Raw genomic sequence first — 17,820 nt, 5'->3', positions numbered from 1 at the left:
TTGACCGATTATACGATTGGCAGGCACGGACTCGCCGTTATAGCTCGGCGCAATCTGGAGGATTCATGACCGTACGTAAGATCGTTCCCTGAAGACCGTGCAGCGAATTGACCGATTATACGATTGGCAGGCACGGACTCGCCGTTATAGCTCGGCGCAATCTGGAGGATTCATGACCGTACGTAAGATCGTYCCCGTTATCCTGTCGGGTGGTTCGGGGACCCGCCTCTGGCCGATGTCGCGCCCCGAAATGCCCAAGCAGATGCTGGCGCTGACCGCGGACGAGACGATGCTGCAACTGACCGCCGGGCGCGCGCTGGGCGAGCGCTATGCCGCGCCGATCGTGGTCGCCAATGCGCGACATGCCCCAGGCGGAGGCCGGGGCCCNTCGGGGACCCGCCTCTGGCCGATGTCGCGCCCCGAAATGCCCAAGCAGATGCTGGCGCTGACCGCGGACGAGACGATGCTGCAACTGACCGCCGGGCGCGCGCTGGGCGAGCGCTATGCCGCGCCGATCGTGGTCGCCAATGCGCGACATGCAGAGCTGGTCGAGCAGCAGCTCGCCGAGGCGGGTGCCGCACCACAGGCGCTGATCCTCGAACCCGCCGGCCGCAACACAGCCCCTGCGATCGCGCTGGCCGCGCTGGCGGCGAAGGCCGCCTCGGCGGGCGGCGGTGGCGACGCGCTGCTGGTGATGCCGTCCGACCATGTGATCGGCGACGTCGCCGCGTTCCATGCCGCGATCGAGGCGGCGATGCCGCTCGTGGCGCAGGGCTGGCTGGTAACCTTTGGGATCGCCCCCGATGCACCCGAGACCGGCTATGGCTGGATCCAGATCGGCGAAGAGCTCCAGCCCGGCATCAACCGCGTCGCGCGGTTCGTCGAGAAGCCCCCGCTCGACAAGGCGCAGTCGATGCTGGCGAGCGGCGATCATGCCTGGAACGGCGGGGTCTTCCTGTTAGAGCTCCAGCCCGGCATCAACCGCGTCGCGCGGTTCGTCGAGAAGCCCCCGCTCGACAAGGCGCAGTCGATGCTGGCGAGCGGCGATCATGCCTGGAACGGCGGGATCTTCCTGTTCCTCGCCGATGCCTATCTCGAGGCGCTCGCGCAGTTCCATCCCGGCATCCTGGTCGCGACGCGCGAGGCGATGGACAAGGCGCGGATCGAGGGCCCGCGGGTCTATCCCGATGCGGCCGCCTTCGCCGCGTCGCCGGACGATTCGATCGACTATGCGGTCATGGAAAAGGCCGACCGCGTCGCGGTGGTGCCGGTCGCGATGGGCTGGAACGACGTCGGCAGCTGGGACGCGCTGCATGCGATCAGTGATCGCGACGCGAGCGGCAACGCGCATCGCAGCGACAAGGACGGCGATGTGCTGGCGATCGACACGCAGAACTGCTTCGTCCGCAGCGACGGCATCCGCGTGTCGCTGGTCGGCGTCGAGGATTTGATCGTGGTCGCGAGCGGCAACGACGTGCTGATCATGCCGCGCGGCCGCAGCCAGGAGGTCAAGAAACTGATCGAGGCGATGAAGGCCAAGCCGTAACCGAAAACGGGTGCGGGCACCAAAGACGGCCCGCACCCGCTTTCGTTACAGATCCGTCACGGGCGTTTGCGGCGGCTCGGCACCTTGGACAGCAGGGTCAGCAACGTCGGCAGGTCGTCGGTGATCATCGTATCCGTCGGCGTCTGCCACGAATTGCGCAAGGTTTCGCCAACCGCGTGCAAGCGCCCATCGTTGAACGGCTTGGATGATCTATCTCGCACGGCTGGTCTCGATACGCACACGGGCGACCGACGGGGTCGTTGGGGGTGGATCAACCACACCGCCGGTCTCCCTGTTTGAACCTCCAGCGTCAGATGTGGTTCCCGCGATCGCGATGAGATTCGGTCGACATGCAACTGGCAAAGCCGTGTCCTGTTCGCCTACGATGGACGACATATCACGGGAGAGTTCGTCATGGATCGTCGTCAGTTTCTCGCTTCGGGCGGTGTCGCCGCGCTCGCGACCACCTTGCTGCCCTCAGCCGCCTTCTCGAAACCCACCGGCGACACCACGCTGAACGCTGATTTCGAACGGATCTTCCAGCAGAGCGTCGCGCGATCGCCCGAGCTCGCGACGTCGCTCGGCCTCGACAAGGGGCCGCTGGCAGCGCTGAAGAGCCAGCTCTCGCCGCGGACTCCCGAGAAGCGCGCGAGCGATGTCGCCGAGACCAAGGCCGCGATCGCGAGCCTTGCGCGCTATGACGGAGCAGGGCTCTCGCCGGCCGCCAAGCTGAATCTCGAAGTCGTCCGCTATTCGCTCGAAACGCAGATCGCGGCGCCCGAAAAATTCGGCATGGACAGCCCGATCCGCCCCTACCGGATCTTCCAGCAGGGCGGCGCCTATTTCCAGGTGCCCGACTTCCTCAACACCGCGCATACGATCGCGGCGACACCCGATGCCGAGGCGTATCTGGCGCGGCTCGACCAGTTCGGTACCGTCCTCGACCAGGAAAGCGCGATGCAGCAAGCCGAGGCAGCACGCGGCCTGCTCGCACCCGGCTGGTCGCTCGACCTGACGCTCGGCCAGATGCGCAAACTGCGCGGCCAGCCGGCGGCGACGTCGAGCATCGTCCAGTCGCTCGTCAAGCGCGCCGCCGCCAAGGGCCTCACCGGCGACTGGCAGGCACGCGCCGCCAAGATCGTCGACGACAAGGTCTATCCCGCGCTCGACCGTCAGATCGCGCTGATCGAGCGGTTGAAACCGACCACCAAGCCCGGCGACGGGATCTGGCGCGTGCCGAACGGCGACGCGATCTATGCGATGGCGCTCAACCAGGCGACCACCACGACGATGAGCCCCGACGAGGTCCACCGGATCGGCCTGGCGCAGGTTGCGGAGATCACTGCGCAACTCGACACGATCCTCAAGTCGCAGGGCTACGCCACCGGCACCGTCGGCGAGCGGCTCGCCAAGCTGAACGTCATGCCCGACCAGCTCTATGCCAACACCGCGGAAGGGCGCACCGAACTGATCGCCGGGCTGAACGAGGGCATCAAGGCGATGTACACCAAGCTGCCCGAGGCATTCTCGCGCGTGCCGACGCAACCGCTCGAGATCCGCGCGGTCCCGGTCGAGATCCAGGACGGCGCCGCCAACGGTTATTACAACCGCGCCTCGCTCGATGGCAGCCGCCCGGCGATCTACTTCGTCAACCTGAAGGACGTCGGCGACTGGCCGAAATACACGCTGCCGTCGCTCACCTATCACGAGGGCGTGCCGGGGCATCACCTCCAGATCAGCCTCGCGCAAGAGTCGAAGGACATTCCGACGCTCCGGAAAATCGGCTTCTTCTCGGCCTATTCGGAAGGATGGGCGCTGTATGCCGAGCAGTTGGCGGACGAACTCGGCGCCTATGCGACGCCGCTGGAACGTGCCGGTTATCTCCAGTCGTTCCTGTTCCGCGCGACGCGGCTGGTGGTCGATACCGGCATCCACGCCAAGCAGTGGAGCCGCGAGAAGGCGACCGATTATATGGTCGCGACGACTGGCTTCGCGCGACCGCGGACGCTGCGCGAGGTCGAGCGCTATTGCACGCAGGCGGGACAGGCGTGCAGCTACAAGGTCGGCCACATGGCCTGGACGCGCGCGCGGATGAAGGCGAAGGCGGCGCTCGGCAGCCGGTTCGACCTGAAGCAGTTCCACGACATTCTGCTCGAAGGTGCGATGCCGCTGACCATCCTCGAACGGCGCGTCGACGAACGGATCGCAGCGATCCGCAGGCGGGCGTAAGTCCCCGTGAAGGCGGCGATCATCGGGCTGGCAGCGCTGCTGTCGGGGGCTGGCGCTCCCGACACTGCCGCACGATCAGCCGCATCGGATCCGATCCTCGAGGCCGAACTGATCGATGCGCACGCCCCCTACCCGCAGGCGCACGCGTCGACGATCGTGCAGCTCGCCGACGGCAGCCTGATGGCGGCCTGGTTCGCCGGATCGGGCGAAGGCAATGCCGATGTCCGCATCTGGACGTCGCGCAACGGCGGCGGGGTGGGCGACGGTTGGACCGCGCCCGAGCCGGTGGCGAGCGGGATCGGTGCCGATGGTCGCCGCTTTCCCACCTGGAACCCGGTGCTGTTCCAGCCGGCCCCCGGCGACCTCCGCCTGTTCTACAAGGTCGGGCCGAACCCGCGTGACTGGTGGGGCATGATGATCCGTTCGACCGACAACGGCCGAAGCTGGGGCAAGCCGGAGCGCCTGCCCGATGGCGTCCTCGGCCCGATCAAGAACAAGCCCGTCGTGCTCCGCGATGGCAGCTGGCTATCGCCGTCGAGCCGCGAGGAGGGCACCGCGGAGGCCAATCGCTGGTCGCTCCGCATGGAACGCAGCACCGATCGCGGCGCGCATTGGACGGTCGAGCCGCCGATCCCCTCGCCGATGCATATCGAGGGGATCCAGCCCAGCGTGCTGTCCTACCCCGACGGCCGGCTCGAACTCGTCGCGCGCACGCGGCAGGGGGCGTTGGCGATGAGCTGGTCAAAGGATATCGGCCGGACGTGGTCGCCGCTCGCCGCGATCGACCTTCCCAACCCGAACGCGGGCACCGATGCGGTGACGCTGCGCGATGGGCGACAGCTGATCGTGTACAATCACAGCGGTCATTGGCCCGACCGTCCGGGCGACGGACCGCGCTGGCCGCTCAATCTAGCGCTGTCGGACGATGGCGTGCGCTGGCATCCGGTGCTGACGCTGGAAAGCAAACCGCTTCCCGACGGCTATGCCTATCCCGCGGTGATCCAGACTCGCGACGGGCTCGTCCGGATCACCTACACCTATGATCGCCAGCACATAAAATACGTCGTGGTCGACCCGCGCCGCCTGCACTGATCTGGACGGAAACCGGTGGTTGGACGTCTCGGGGTTCAGCTTTGGGCACGTGTCACACCACGACCTCCGTCACCCCGGACTGGTTCCGGGGTCCACCGTTCCGCGAACCAAAATCTCGCGATTATGCGGGACCGTGGATGCCGGAACGAGCCCGGCATGACGGCGGTGAAGATCTGGCGCGTAAAGCTGAATGGCGATACCCCTAACTCGAACAGGATACGCGCCGAACCCCCTCAGCGTCCCCGGGCGTCGAGCGTCTGCGCGGCCACGCGGACCGTTGCGGTCTGGACGATATCCGTCGCCGAGGTGGCGAGCATGACCTTGTAGTCGCCGCCAGCGATCTTCCAGCCGCCGCTGGCGACGTCGAACGTCGCGAGCAGGCGCGGGTCGATCGTCACCGACACCGTCTGGCTCTTGCCGGGGGCCAGATCGACCTTGCGGAATGCGCCGAGCCGCTTTGGGGCTTCCCAGCCCGCGCCCGACACATAGACCTGCGCGACCGCCTTGCCCTGCACGGCGCCGGTGTTCTGAACGGTGAAGTCCGCCTTGATGCCCTTGCCCGCGGGCGCCGCGGTCAGGCCGGTCATCACGAAGTTCGTGTAGGACAGGCCGTAGCCGAACGGGAACAGCGGCTTGGCGCCGGTCTTGTCGAACCACTTGTAGCCGACCGCCGCGCCCTCGATGTCGTAATTGCCCATCGGATGCGAATCGCGGTCGAGCTTGGGATCGCCCTCGAGCTTGGGCCGCGGGGTCTGCGCGAGCGACGCGGGGAACGTCGCGGGCAGATGCCCGGACGGATTGACCTCGCCGGTCAGCACGCGCGCGATCGCCTCGCCGCCTGCCGTACCGGGGTACCACGCCTCCAAGACCGCGCCGACCTTGCCGAGCCACGGCATCACGACAGGACCACCGGTTTCGAGCACGACCACCGTCTTCGCATTCGCACGCGCGACCGCGTCGATCAGCGCGTTCTGGCCAGCCGGCAGGTTCAGGTCGGGGACATCGAACGACTCGCCAGTCCACTGCTCGCCGAACACGACGACGACGTCCGCATTCCGCGCCGCCGCGGCAGCCGCCTTGACGTCCTTGCCGTCGAGATACGTCACGCTCGCGCCGGTCCGCGCCTGCAACGCCTTCATCGGTGACGACGCGTGATACGTCTTGGGGCCAGGAAAGCCGCTCGGGAATTCGTCGGGCACGACCAGCCCGTTGGTCGGCGCGTTGTGCGAGTACACCTGCGACGATCCACCGCCCGACAGCACGCCGACATCGGCATGCGCGCCGATCAGCAGGATCGACTTGGCCGACTTGGCGATCGGCAGCAGACCCGCGGTGTTCTTCAGCAGAACGATGCCCTCCTCCGCATCGGCGCGCGTCACCGCGGCATGCGCGGCGTAGTCGATCTTGGTCGCCTGGTCGCCCGCCACGACGGTGTCGAACGCCCCGACGGAGACCATTCCCCACAGCACGCGGCGCGCCATGTCGGTCGCGCGCGCTTCGCTGACGTGGCCGTTGTTGACCGCCTCGCGCAGCGCATCCGCAAAATACGCCGAGCGATCGAACGCCCAGCCCGACTGCTGGTCGAGCCCGGCATTCGCGGCCTCGCTGGTCGAATGCGTCGCGCCCCAGTCGGACATGACGTAGCCCTTGAAGCCCCAGTCGCGCTTCAGGACTTTGTTCAAGAGCCAGTCGTTCTCGCACGCGTAATGGCCGTTCACCCGGTTGTACGAGCACATCACCGAGCCGGGCTGGCCGACCTCGTTGGCGATCTCGAACGCGAGCAGATCGGACTGGCGTGCCGCCTGTTCGCCGATCTTGTGATCGATGTTGTTGCGGTTCGTCTCCTGGCCGTTGAAGGCGTAGTGCTTCATCGTCGAGACGACGTGCTGCGACTGGATGCCCTTTATCTCATGACCGGTGATGACACCGGCCAGCAGCGGATCCTCGCCGCCATATTCGAAGTTGCGCCCGTTGCGCGGTTCGCGCGTCAGGTTCATGCCGCCGGCAAGCTGGACGTTGAAGCCCGACAGGAACGCCTCCCGGCCGATCATCGCGCCGCCGGCCTGCGCTAGCTCGGGGTTCCAGGTCGCCGCGGTCGCGATCCCCGACGGCAGCGAGGTACGCAGCCGCGGCGTCGGCCCGCGCTGGCTGGCGACGCCGACGCCGGCATCGGTCTCCCACTGGTTGGGGATGCCGAGCCGCGGGATACCGGGGACGATCCCGGCGGACGCGGGCAGGCCGTCCTTCGGATAGACCCAGTTCTTGACCGGCGTCTTCAGCCAGTCGGCGTTGGTCGCGAAATAGCCGAAGGTGAGCTGCAGCTTCTCGTCGAGCGTCATCTCCTTGAGGAGCATCTCGACGCGCGCATCTGCACTGAGTTTGGTGTTCATCCACGGCCGCGCCTTGGGGGCCGCGGTCTTCGCCGCCGCTGCACCGGGCGCGTTGTTGGTCGTCTGCGCAGTTGCAGGAGCGGCAATCGCGAGAACCGATCCCGCGAGCAATCGGACGAACAGGGCGCGGGAACGGAATGCGGTCATGGGCTTCACTTTCAGGCTGATCGAATGCCGTTTGTGCCGCGTTCGTCGCGTTACCGCAACCAGCCGTCGTACCGGTCTCCCATCCCTGAAAGGGAGGGGCAAGGGGGTGGGTGGGTTTCCGAACCGTGTGACGTCGGCGACACGAGCCGACCTACCCACCCCCTTGCCCCTCCCTTTCAGGGATGGGAGCAGAAGTACGCGCAAAGCTCCACCGAACGTCGGCGAAGGTCTTCGCCATCAGTCGAAAGTCCTTCTCCCACGCGTCGCACGGGTGCGGTCACGCCTCGCCGAAGCCACCCCCGCCGGGCGTCTCGATCACGAACACGTCGCCTGCGTGCATGTCGACCTTGGCAGTAGAGCCCAGGTGCTCAATGCCGCCATCCGCGCGCTCGATGGTTGCCGAGCCCAGCCCTCCCGGTTCGCCGCCCGCCACCCCGAACGGGGCCACGCGGCGGCGGTTGGCGAGGATGCAGGCGGTCATGTCCTCGAGGAACCGCACGCGCCGTGTCGCCCCGTCGCCGCCGTGGTGTGCGCCTGCCCCGCTCGAGCCGGCGCGGATCGAGAACTCCTCGAGCAGTACCGGGAAGCGCGTTTCGAAGATTTCCGGATCGGTCAGGCGGCTGTTGGTCATGTGCGTCTGGATCACCGAGGCGCCGTCGAAGCCGGGGCCCGCGCCCGCGCCGCCGGCGATCGTCTCGTAATATTGGTGCGTGTCGTTGCCGAAGGTGAAGTTGTTCATCGTCCCCTGGCTGGCGGCCATCGCGCCGAGCGCGCCGAACAGCGCGTCGGTGACGACCTGGCTCGTCTCGACGTTGCCGGCAACGACCGCAGCCGGGTAGCGCGGGTTGAGCATCGAGCCTTCGGGCACGCGGATCGTCACGCCGCACAGGCAGCCGTCGTTGAGCGGGACGGCCTCGTCGATCAGCGCGCGGACGACGTAGAGCACGGCCGCGCGGACGATCGAGACGGGGGCGTTGAAGTTGGTCGGGCGCTGATCACTGGTGCCGGCGAAGTCGACCTCCATCGTCGCGGCCGCGCGATCGACGCGGACCGCCACGCGCACGATTGCGCCATCGTCCATCTCGTAGGCGAACGCGCCATCGTCGAGCGTCGCGATCAGGCGGCGGACGGCGGCGTCGGCATTGGCCTGGACGTGCTCCATGTACGCAGTGACGACGTCGGTGCCGTATTCGTCGGCCAGCCGCGTGAGACCGGTCGCGCCGCGCGTACAGGCGGCCAACTGCGCGGCGAGATCGGCGATGTTCTGGTCGATGTTGCGCGCTGGATAGGGGCCGCTGGCGAACACCGTGCGGAGTTCGGCTTCGAGGAAGCGTCCTTCGTCGACCACCAGCACGTCGTCTAGCAGCACGCCTTCTTCCTCGACCGAGCGGCTTTCGGGCGGCATCGATCCTGGGGTGATGCCGCCGACGTCCGCGTGATGGCCGCGGGCGGCTACGAAGAACGCGGGCGCGTCGCTATCATCTGCGAACACCGGCATGATGACGGTGATGTCGGGGAGGTGCGTGCCGCCGCGATACGGCGCGTTGAGCGCATAGGCGTCGCCGCGACGGATACCGCGGCCGTCTGCGCCGCCGCCGCGCGCGTCGATGATCGTGCGGATGCTCTCGCCCATCGAACCAAGATGGACCGGGATATGCGGCGCGTTGGCGACGAGGTTGCCGTGCGCGTCGAACAGCGCGCAACTGAAGTCGAGCCGTTCGCGGATGTTGACCGACGCGGCGGAGCGCTGGAGCGCGGCGCCCATTTCCTCGGCGATGCTCATGAACAGACCGGCGAAGATCGCCAGCCGGACGGGATCGGATTCGATGCCGATACTCGCGCCGATACGAGGTGCGATCCGGTCGAGGATCAGGTTGCCGATAGGATCGACGCGCGCGCGCCAGCCGGGCTCGACGATGGTGGTCGAGACGCTGTCGAGGATCAGTGCGGGGCCATCGATGGCGTGTCCGGCAGGGAGGCCTTCGCGGGCAAGGACGGGCGTGTCGTGCCATGCACCGGCCATATAGACGGGGGCCACCGACAGCGGCGCAGCGGGCTCGTCAGGGAACGTGACCAGTGCGGCGTCGATCGGCGGGCTCTCGGCGATCGCCTCGGCGACGATTCGGTCGGCGATCAACGGCGCTTCGCTGGCGAACCCGAACTGCGCGATATGTGCGGCATCGAATGCGGCGATCATCGCTTCGGGTTCGTCGAGATTGAGTTCGATCGTGTGATCTGTCTGGCCTCGCCGCAGATGCACGCGCCGCTCGATCCGGACGTCGTCCGCCGTGACGCCCTGCGCCATCAGGGCGTCGCGCGCTGCTTCCGCCAGACCGTCCAGCACCTGCGTGATTGCGGCATAGTCCGCGAACGCAGCACCCGAGGTCGCCTCGCTGAGCACGCGACGATCGGCGAGCCCCATGCCGTAAGCCGACAGCACCCCGGCGAGCGGATGGATCATCACCCGGTCCATCGCCAGCGCATCGGCGACCAGACACGCATGCTGCCCCCCGGCCCCACCGAAGCAGGCGAGCGTGTAGCGCGTCACGTCATGCCCGCGCGCGACGGAGATCGTCCGGATCGCATTCGCCATGTTCGCCACCGCGACCGCGACGAACCCTTCCGCCGCGACCTGCGGATCGAGCGGCAGTTCCGCGAACCGCGCCGCTACCGCCTCGCCATCGAGCGGCTGGTTGCCTTCCGGTCCGAACAGCGCCGGGAAGAATTCAGGGCGAACCTTGCCGAGCATCACGTTGCAGTCGGTCACGGTCAGCGGCCCACCGCGGCGGTAGCATGCCGGCCCCGGCACCGCGCCCGCGCTCTCCGGGCCGACGATCAGCCGCTCGCCGTCGAACCGACAGATCGAGCCGCCGCCCGCCGCGACGGTATGGATCCGCAACATCGGCGCACGGATGCGGGCGCCAGCGATCAGCGTCTCGGTGTCGCGCTCATATGTCCCGGCGTAGTGCGACACGTCGGTCGAGGTGCCGCCCATGTCGAAGCCGATGACATGCTCGAACCCGGCCTCGCGAGCCGTCGCGGCCATGCCGACGATGCCGCCCGCCGGCCCCGAGAGGATCGCATCCTTGCCGCGAAAGCCTGCGCCGTCGACCAGTCCGCCCGACGACTGCATGAACAGCGCGCCCTGCCCCAGCGCCACGCTAAGCCCCGCGACATAGCGATCGACGACCGGCGACAGATACGCGTCGACGACGGTCGTATCGCCGCGCCCGATCAGCTTGATCAGCGGCGCAACGCGGTGGCTGACCGAGATTTGGGTGAAGCCTGTCTCGGCCGCGATTGCCGCCAGCACCTCCTCGTGCGCAGTGAAGCGATAGCCGTGCATGAGGACGATCGCGACCGCGCGCAAACCGCTATCGAATGCCGCCTGCAAGCCCGCGCGCGCAGCATCGACGTCGAGCGGTCGAAGCACGTCGCCCTCGGCCGCAACCCGCTCGTCGATCTCCACGACGTGTGCGAACAGCGGCGGCGGACGGTTCACGTCGCGTGCGAAAATGTCGGACCGTTCCTGGTGACCGATCAGCAGCGCATCGCCAAACCCGCGGGTGATCGCGAGACACGTCGGCTCGCCCTTGCGCTCGAGCAGCGCGTTGGTCGCGACCGTAGTCCCGATCCGCAGTTCGAGCGGCACGTCCGCCCCGTCGGTCAGCCGCCGGATCGCCTCGACCGCGGCGTCATCATAGCGTTCGGGATCTTCCGAGAGCAGCTTGGCGGTGACGATCCGCCCGTCCGGTTGCCACGCGACGACATCGGTGAACGTGCCGCCACGGTCGATCCAGAACTGCCATGTGGTCATCGGTTACTCAGCCCAGAAATTGCGTCATCCGCGCCGCTGCCCCGGTCCACGCGACCCCGCGATCGTCGAGCCATGCGTCTTCGTAATAGGTGCAGCCATAGCGATCGCCGCCATCGCACAACAGCGTGACGACGCTGCCCGTCGCGCCCGCCGCGGCCATCTCCTCGACGATCTGCGCGCACGCCCAGAGGTTGGTTCCGGTCGAGCCGCCGACGCGCCGGCCGAGCCGATCCGACAGCGCGCGCATCGCGCCGATGCTGTCCGCATCCTCGACCGCGATCATCCGGTCGATGACGCTCGGCACGAAACTGGGCTCGACCCGCGGCCGTCCGATCCCCTCGATCCGCGACGCGCACCCTTCGGGTAACGCCACCACCGAGCGGTCCTCGAAATGCCGATGGAACACCGAGTGCACCGGGTCCGCGACGCAGAGTTTCGTGTCGTGCCGGCAATAGCGGATGAAGCGCCCGATCGTCGCCGACGTGCCGCCGGTCCCCGCACCGCAGACGATCCAGGACGGGCACGGATGCTCCTCCTCGGCCATCTGCGCGAAGATGCTCTCGGCGATATTGTTGTTGCCGCGCCAGTCGGTCGCTCGCTCGGCATAGGTGAACTGGTCGAGATAATGCCCGCCGGTTTCGGCCGCGAGCCGGTGCGACACCGCGTAGACGGTGCGCGGATCGTCGACCATGTGGATCTCGCCGCCGTGGAAGCGGATCGCGTCGAGCTTGGGCTTGGCGGTCGTCGCGGGCACTACGGCAAAGAACCGCAGCCCCAGCATTTTCGCGAAATACGCCTCCGACACCGCGGTCGATCCCGACGAGGATTCGATCACCGTCGTCTCGGGCCCGATCCATTCGTTGCACAGCGCGTACAGGAACAGCGACCGCGCGAGCCGGTGCTTGAGGCTGCCCGTCGGATGCGAACTCTCGTCCTTCAGGTACAGGACGATACCGGGGTACCGCGGCAGGTCGACGCGGATCAGGTGCGTGTCGGCGGACCGGTTATAGTCCGCCTCGATCCGCCGCACCGCCTCCGACAACCAGCGCCGGTCGACGCGCTTCGTCACCCTTGCAGCCCGTGACGGACCAGCATCGCGGTCGGCTCAGGGTCACGCCCGCGGAATGCACGGAAGCTGTCCGCCGCCGGCCGTGTCGCACCGCGCGCAAGCACTTCCTCGCGGAACCGGTCGCCGGTCTTGCGATCGACCAACCCGGCCTCCGCGAACGCTCCGAAGCCATCCGCCGCCAGCAACTCGGCGTAGAGATAGCTGTAATACCCCGACGCATAGCCCCCTGCGAAAATGTGGCTGAACGCGTGCGGGAAGCGGTGCCATGCGGGCGGGCGGATCACCGCTACCTCGTCGCGCACCGCCTCGATCACCTCGATCGGATCGCTGCCCATCGTGCCGAGATGCAGCAGCAGGTCGAACAGCGCGAACTCGACCTGGCGCAAGATGAACATCCCCGCCTGGAAATGCCGTGCCTTGACCATCCGCTCGAACAGGTCGGCGGGGAGCGTCTCGCCGGTCTTGCAGTGCCCCGACATGCCGGTCAGCACGTCCTTGTCCCAGGCGAAATCCTCCATCAGCTGGCTCGGCAGCTCGATCGCGTCCCACTCGAACCCGTTGGTCCCTGCGATGCTCGGCCGGTTCACCTTGGTGAAGAGCAGGTGGATGCAGTGGCCGGTCTCGTGCAGCAGCGTCGTCACGTCGTTGTGGCTCAGCAGCGACGGCGTCTCGCCACCATCCGGCGCGAAGTTGCAGACGAGATACGCGACCGGCACCGTGACGGTGTTGCCGTCGTGCAACCGCGGCCGCGCCTGCGCCATCCATGCGCCGCCACGCTTGCCGGTGCGCGCATGCAGGTCGAGATACAGCCCGGCGAACACCGTGCCGCTCTCGTCGACCACGTCGAAGAACCGCGCGTCCTCGTGATACAGCGACACGTCGTCGCGCTCGACCAGCTTGATCCCGAACAGCCGCTGCATCAGCGTCTGCCAGCCCTCCATCACCCGCTCGACCGGGAAATACGCCTTTACCACTTGCGCATCGACCGCATAGCGATCCTGCCGCAACCGGTTCGACACGAAGCCCGCATCCCACGGCTCGAAATCGGCGATCCCGAGCTGCTCGGCCGCAAACGTCTTCAGCTCGGCGAGGTCGCGCTCCGCCGCCGGCGTCGCGCGCCGCGCCAGATCGCGCAGGAACGCGATCACCTCGGCGCCATTCGGGGCCATCTTGGTCTCGAGCGACCACGCGACCGGATCGGTGAAGCCGAGCAGCTTCGCGCCCTCGTGCCGCAACTCAAGAATACGAGCGATCCGCGCGCTGTTGTCGAACTCGCCTGCGTTGGGCCCCTGGTCCGACGCGCGCGTCGCGAACGCGCGGTACATGCGCGCGCGCAGGTCGCGGTTCTCGGCAAACGTGAGCACCGCGTTGACGCTCGGCTGTTGCAGCGTGACCAGCCAGCCAGCCTGTCCCTTCGCCTTGGCGGCATCCGCGAACATCGCCTTGTCCGCGTCCGAAATCCCCGCGAGATCGGCCTCGTCCGTCACCAGCTCCGACCAAGCGTCGGTCGCATCGAGCACCGCGCTGCCGAACTCGTTCGACAACCCCGACAGCTCGACCGAAATCTCGCTGAACCGATCGCGCGCCTCTGGCTCCAGCGCCACGCCCGACAGCGTGAAGTCGCGGATCGCCTGCTCGACCGCGACCCGGTCCTCATCCGACAGCGACGCGAAATCGGGCGACACGCTCAACGCGACGAACACCTCGTACAAATCGCGGTTCTGCCCGACCTTCATGTCGTTCTCGACGAGCCGCTTCTGCCCCTCCGAATACGCCGCGCGCAGTTCGGGCGTGTCCGCGACACCGTGCAGATGCGACACCGCCGACCAGATCGCGCCGATATCGGTATTTGCGCGCTCGTACGGCAGCCACGCTCCCGCGAAATCGGTCGGCCGCGAGGTCGTCAGCGCCTCGACCATCGCCTCATGCCGCGCGATCGCCTCATCGAGTGCAGGCGCGATCTGGTCGGGCGACAGTTCGCCGAAACGGGGCAGCGACAGCGTATCGAGAAGCGGGTTCGTCGGGGCAGTCATGGAAAATCCTTCAGCATTCGACGACGTTGACGGCCAGGCCACCAAGCGACGTCTCCTTATATTGCGAGCGCATGTCCTCACCGGTCTGGCGCATCGTCTCGATCACCGCATCGAGGCTGACGATATGGCGACCGTCCCCCCGCAGCGCCAGATACGCGGCGTTGATCGCCTTGATCGCACCCATCGTGTTGCGCTCGATGCACGGGATCTGGACCAGCCCTCCGATCGGATCGCAGGTCAGCCCGAGATTATGCTCCATACCGATCTCGGCAGCATTCTCGATCTGTTCGTTCGTCCCGCCGAGCGCCGCGACCAGCGCCCCCGCCGCCATCGAGCACGCGACGCCGACCTCGCCCTGGCACCCCATCTCCGCCGCCGAGATCGACGCGCGCTTCTTGTAGAGAAATCCGATCGCCGCCGCTGTCAGCAGGAAGTCATGCGCGCCCTTGGCGGTCGGGTCCTTGGTGAAGGTCTCGTAGAAGCGCAGCACCGCCGGCAGCACGCCCGCCGCGCCATTGGTCGGCGCGGTCACGACGCGGCCACCCGCCGCATTTTCCTCGTTCACCGCCAGTGCGTACAGGCTCACCCATTCGAACACCGCCGACGGATCGGCCGCGGTATCGCGCGCCTGCAACCCCTCGAACAATGCCTTCGCCCGACGCGGCACCTTCAGCCCGCCCGGCAGGATGCCGCCCTGCCGACACCCGCGATCGATCGACGCGAACATCGCACCACGCACCGCATCGAGGAACGCATCGGTCTCGCTCTCCGGCCGCCACGCGATCTCGTTCTCGCGGACGATGTCGGCGATCGTCATCCCCGTCGCATCGCCGGTCGCGAGCAGTTCCGCCCCCGACGAGAACGGCCGCGGCAACAGGATGTTCGCCTTCACCGGCCCCGAGCCCGCCTCGACGATCGCCCCGCCGCCGATCGAGAAATAGGTCCGCTCGACGCTGCGCCCGTCACCGAACGAGGCGGTGAAGGTCACCGCATTGGGATGCCCCGGCAGAAAGGTCTTCGAATGAAACAGGAGGTGCTGGCTCTCCTCGAACCCAATCTCGACCCGCTCGGCGAGCATCAGCCGCCCGCTCGACCGGATCGCGGCGAGGCGCACCGGGATCAGGTCCGGATCGATCGTCTCGGGCTGCGCACCGCTAAGCCCCAACATCACCGCACTGTCGGTCGCATGCCCCCGCCCGGTCAGCGCCAGCGAGCCGTACAGGTCGACCCGCACCGCCACCGGCTTCTCGTCCGCGACCAGATCGGCGAACAACCACGCCGCGCGCATTGGCCCGACGGTATGCGAACTCGACGGCCCGATCCCGATCGTGAACAGGTCGAGAATGCTGATCGCCTGGTGGCAATCGGGCCGCGCTCGCGTGCGCTCGTCGGGGCGGTCGAAGGTCAGCGGGTCCATGCCTTGCGCCATGCACCGCCAACGCGGCGATGTCAGCCGGATTTCAACCACTGGCGAAGCACCGCGGTGACCTCGCCCGGACGTTCGAGCGGCGACAGATGGCCGCAGCCGCGCAGCAGGTGGAAGTGCGCACCCGGAATCCGCAGACTCAGCGACAGCGCGTCGTCAGGCGTGCAGATCCGGTCGCGATCGCCGACCGCGACCAGGGTGGGCACATGGATCGCGGCGATCGCCTCGCTGATGTCGGGGCGGGCGAGCAGCGCACGTTGCTGGCGTTCGAACACGACGGGTCCCACGCGATCAGCCATCGCCTGGGCGGGGCCGCTGACGATCGCGGAGAGGCGCGGGTCGGCATGCGGCGCGGTGGCGAGCATCCCCTGCCCCGCGACCGTACGTGGACGGACGTCCATCGACCCGCGCGTGCCGAACAGCGCGATCCGCGTGATCCGCTCGGGCGCCTGGCGGACCATCTCCATCGCGACGTAGCCGCCAAGACTGACGCCCGCGACCGCGAACCGAGGCGGTGCGGCGGCGAGCACGCGCGCGGCCATCGCCGACAGCGTATCGTCCTGCGACAGGTCGCCGAACTCGACCTGCGCGACGGCGGCAAGGTCGACGATCTGGCGGGCCCAGAGCTGCCCGTCGCAACCCATCGCGGGGAGCAGCATCAACGGTGTACGCGGTCGGATCATGCGGAAGCTCCGGTAGCGGCGGGTTGCGGGGATGCTCACCTCAGGCGACGAACGGGAAGGCGAGCGCGATCATGCCGACGAGCGTCATCACGACACAGACTGCGATCGCGGGCACGAGCGTGAAGCGCTGGTGATCGGCGAGGTCGATCCCGACCAGGCTGACCAGCAGATAGGTCGACGGCACCAGCGGGCTGAGCAGATGGACCGGCTGGCCCATCAGCGACGCGCGCGCGATCGCCTCGGGGGCGACGCCGTAATGCGCGCCGGCCTCGGCGAGGATCGGCAGCATCCCGAAATAGAACGCGTCGTTCGAGATGAAGAAGGTGAACGGCATGCTCAGCACCGCGGTGATCGGCGCCATGTACGGCCCGAGCGCGGGCGGGATCACCCCGACTACGGCCTTGCTCATCGCCTCGACCATGCCCGTGCCACCGAGGATTCCGGTGAAGATGCCCGCCGCGAAGATCAGCGAGACGACCGCGAGCACGTTGCCGGCATGCGCGGAAATGCGCTCCTTCTGGTCGGCGACGCCGGGATAGTTGACGATCATCGCGATCGCGAACGCCAGCATCATCAGCACCGAGAGCGGAAGAATGCCCCATACCAGCAGCGTCAGCAGCGTGATGACGAGGGCTGCGTTGAACCAGATCAGCTTCGGGCGGCGTGCCTCGGGATATTGCGAGACGGCCATGCCGGTGAACTCGGTGTCCGCGGTGATCCCCGCTTCACCCATCCGGACGCGCTCCTTGCGCCCGAAATACACGGCGAGCCCGATCAGGAAGGCGAGGCCGGCGATCATGCCGGGGATCAGCGGCAGGAACAGCGTCGCCGGATCGAGCTTCAGTGCACTTGCGGCACGCGCGGTCGGCCCGCCCCACGGCGTCAGGTTCATGATCCCGCTCGTCGTCATCAACAGGCAGACGAGATACAGCCGGTTCATGTTGAAGCGCTTGTAGAGCGGCAACAGCGCGGCGATCGTGATGATGTAGGTGGTCGACCCGTCGCCATCGAGGCTGACGAGCGCGCAGAGCACGACCGTCCCGATCAGGATCCGCATCGGATCGCCGTGGACCATCCGGATCAGCCGCCCGACCAGCGGATCGAACAGACCCGTGTCGGTCATCGTCGAGAAGAACAGGATCGCGAACAACAGCATGACGCCGGTCGGCGCGAGGTTCTTGATGCCGTCGATCATCATCGGGCCAAGACCCGCGGCTTCACCCGCGAAGACGCCGAAGATCGACGGGATCACGATGAGCGCGACCAGCGGCGTCATCTTCTTGGTCATGATCAACGTCATGAACGTGGCGACCATCAGGAAGCCGAGCAGGGCAAGGTTCATCGCTTCGTCCTAGGAAAGGGCGTGAATAGGGGGGTGGGGGTGGCAG

At 67.5% G+C, this 17,820-nt stretch carries 11 protein-coding genes and 1 pseudogene; 4 read left to right on the top strand and 8 right to left on the bottom strand.

Annotated features, from left to right (window positions below):
* Positions 1-172: 172 nt before the first annotated feature.
* A pseudogene (locus ASG20_RS20045) lies at positions 173-387 on the top strand (sugar phosphate nucleotidyltransferase); the annotation flags it as partial.
* Between the two features lies 1 nt (position 388).
* Positions 389-1,546 (top strand): mannose-1-phosphate guanylyltransferase (locus ASG20_RS15655; RefSeq protein ID WP_236698788.1); only part of this gene is annotated, 1,158 nt, incomplete at its 5' end.
* A gap of 56 nt (positions 1,547-1,602) precedes the next feature.
* Here ASG20_RS15655 and ASG20_RS20040 read toward each other — a convergent pair.
* Entirely contained in the window at positions 1,603-1,728 is a 126-nt protein-coding gene (locus ASG20_RS20040; RefSeq protein WP_268795643.1) for a hypothetical protein, read from the bottom strand.
* Positions 1,729-1,960: 232 nt separating this feature from the next.
* Between ASG20_RS20040 and ASG20_RS19520 the strand changes: the two genes are divergently transcribed.
* Together ASG20_RS19520 and ASG20_RS19515 are read left to right on the top strand one after the other, a co-directional pair.
* On the top strand, positions 1,961-3,775 hold the full coding sequence (locus ASG20_RS19520; protein ID WP_056054949.1) for a DUF885 domain-containing protein: 1,815 nt from the start codon (positions 1,961-1,963) through the stop codon (positions 3,773-3,775).
* A 6-nt stretch (positions 3,776-3,781) separates the two neighbouring features.
* Positions 3,782-4,867: a sialidase family protein gene (locus ASG20_RS19515; protein ID WP_231420834.1), complete on the top strand. Its 1,086-nt coding sequence runs from the start codon at positions 3,782-3,784 to the stop codon at positions 4,865-4,867.
* A 233-nt stretch (positions 4,868-5,100) separates the two neighbouring features.
* On the opposite strand, the gene ASG20_RS15640 is transcribed toward ASG20_RS19515, so the two are convergent.
* The 7 genes from ASG20_RS15640 to ASG20_RS15610 all read right to left on the bottom strand — a co-directional run bounded on the left by ASG20_RS15640 (position 5,101) and on the right by ASG20_RS15610 (position 17,774).
* A complete protein-coding gene (locus ASG20_RS15640) occupies positions 5,101-7,404 on the bottom strand; it encodes a glycoside hydrolase family 3 C-terminal domain-containing protein (protein WP_056054946.1) in 2,304 nt (767 codons plus the stop codon).
* A 277-nt stretch (positions 7,405-7,681) separates the two neighbouring features.
* Positions 7,682-11,221 carry a hydantoinase B/oxoprolinase family protein gene (locus tag ASG20_RS15635; protein WP_056054943.1) on the bottom strand — a complete coding sequence of 1,180 codons (3,540 nt, stop codon included), beginning with the start codon at positions 11,219-11,221 and terminating at the stop codon, positions 7,682-7,684.
* A gap of 7 nt (positions 11,222-11,228) precedes the next feature.
* Positions 11,229-12,290 (bottom strand): PLP-dependent cysteine synthase family protein, encoded by a 1,062-nt coding sequence (locus tag ASG20_RS15630; protein WP_056054940.1) that lies wholly within the window; start codon positions 12,288-12,290, stop codon positions 11,229-11,231.
* Positions 12,287-14,323 (bottom strand): M3 family metallopeptidase, encoded by a 2,037-nt coding sequence (locus ASG20_RS15625; RefSeq protein ID WP_056054937.1) that lies wholly within the window; start codon positions 14,321-14,323, stop codon positions 12,287-12,289. The genes ASG20_RS15630 and ASG20_RS15625 overlap by 4 nt, the downstream gene beginning before the upstream one ends.
* Before the next feature lie 10 nt (positions 14,324-14,333).
* A complete protein-coding gene (locus tag ASG20_RS15620) occupies positions 14,334-15,740 on the bottom strand; it encodes an L-serine ammonia-lyase (RefSeq protein ID WP_056054934.1) in 1,407 nt (468 codons plus the stop codon).
* A gap of 32 nt (positions 15,741-15,772) precedes the next feature.
* Positions 15,773-16,432, bottom strand: a complete 660-nt coding sequence (locus ASG20_RS15615) for an alpha/beta fold hydrolase (protein WP_056054930.1) — start codon at positions 16,430-16,432, stop codon at positions 15,773-15,775.
* A 40-nt stretch (positions 16,433-16,472) separates the two neighbouring features.
* Entirely contained in the window at positions 16,473-17,774 is a 1,302-nt protein-coding gene (locus ASG20_RS15610; protein WP_056054927.1) for a CitMHS family transporter, read from the bottom strand.
* Positions 17,775-17,820: the final 46 nt, after the last annotated feature.

The sequence above is a fragment of the Sphingomonas sp. Leaf198 genome (genome assembly GCF_001424005.1).
GTDB lineage: Bacteria > Pseudomonadota > Alphaproteobacteria > Sphingomonadales > Sphingomonadaceae > Sphingomonas.
Note: the sequence above shows the minus strand (reverse complement) of the source record. Positions and strands in the feature narration are given on the sequence as shown.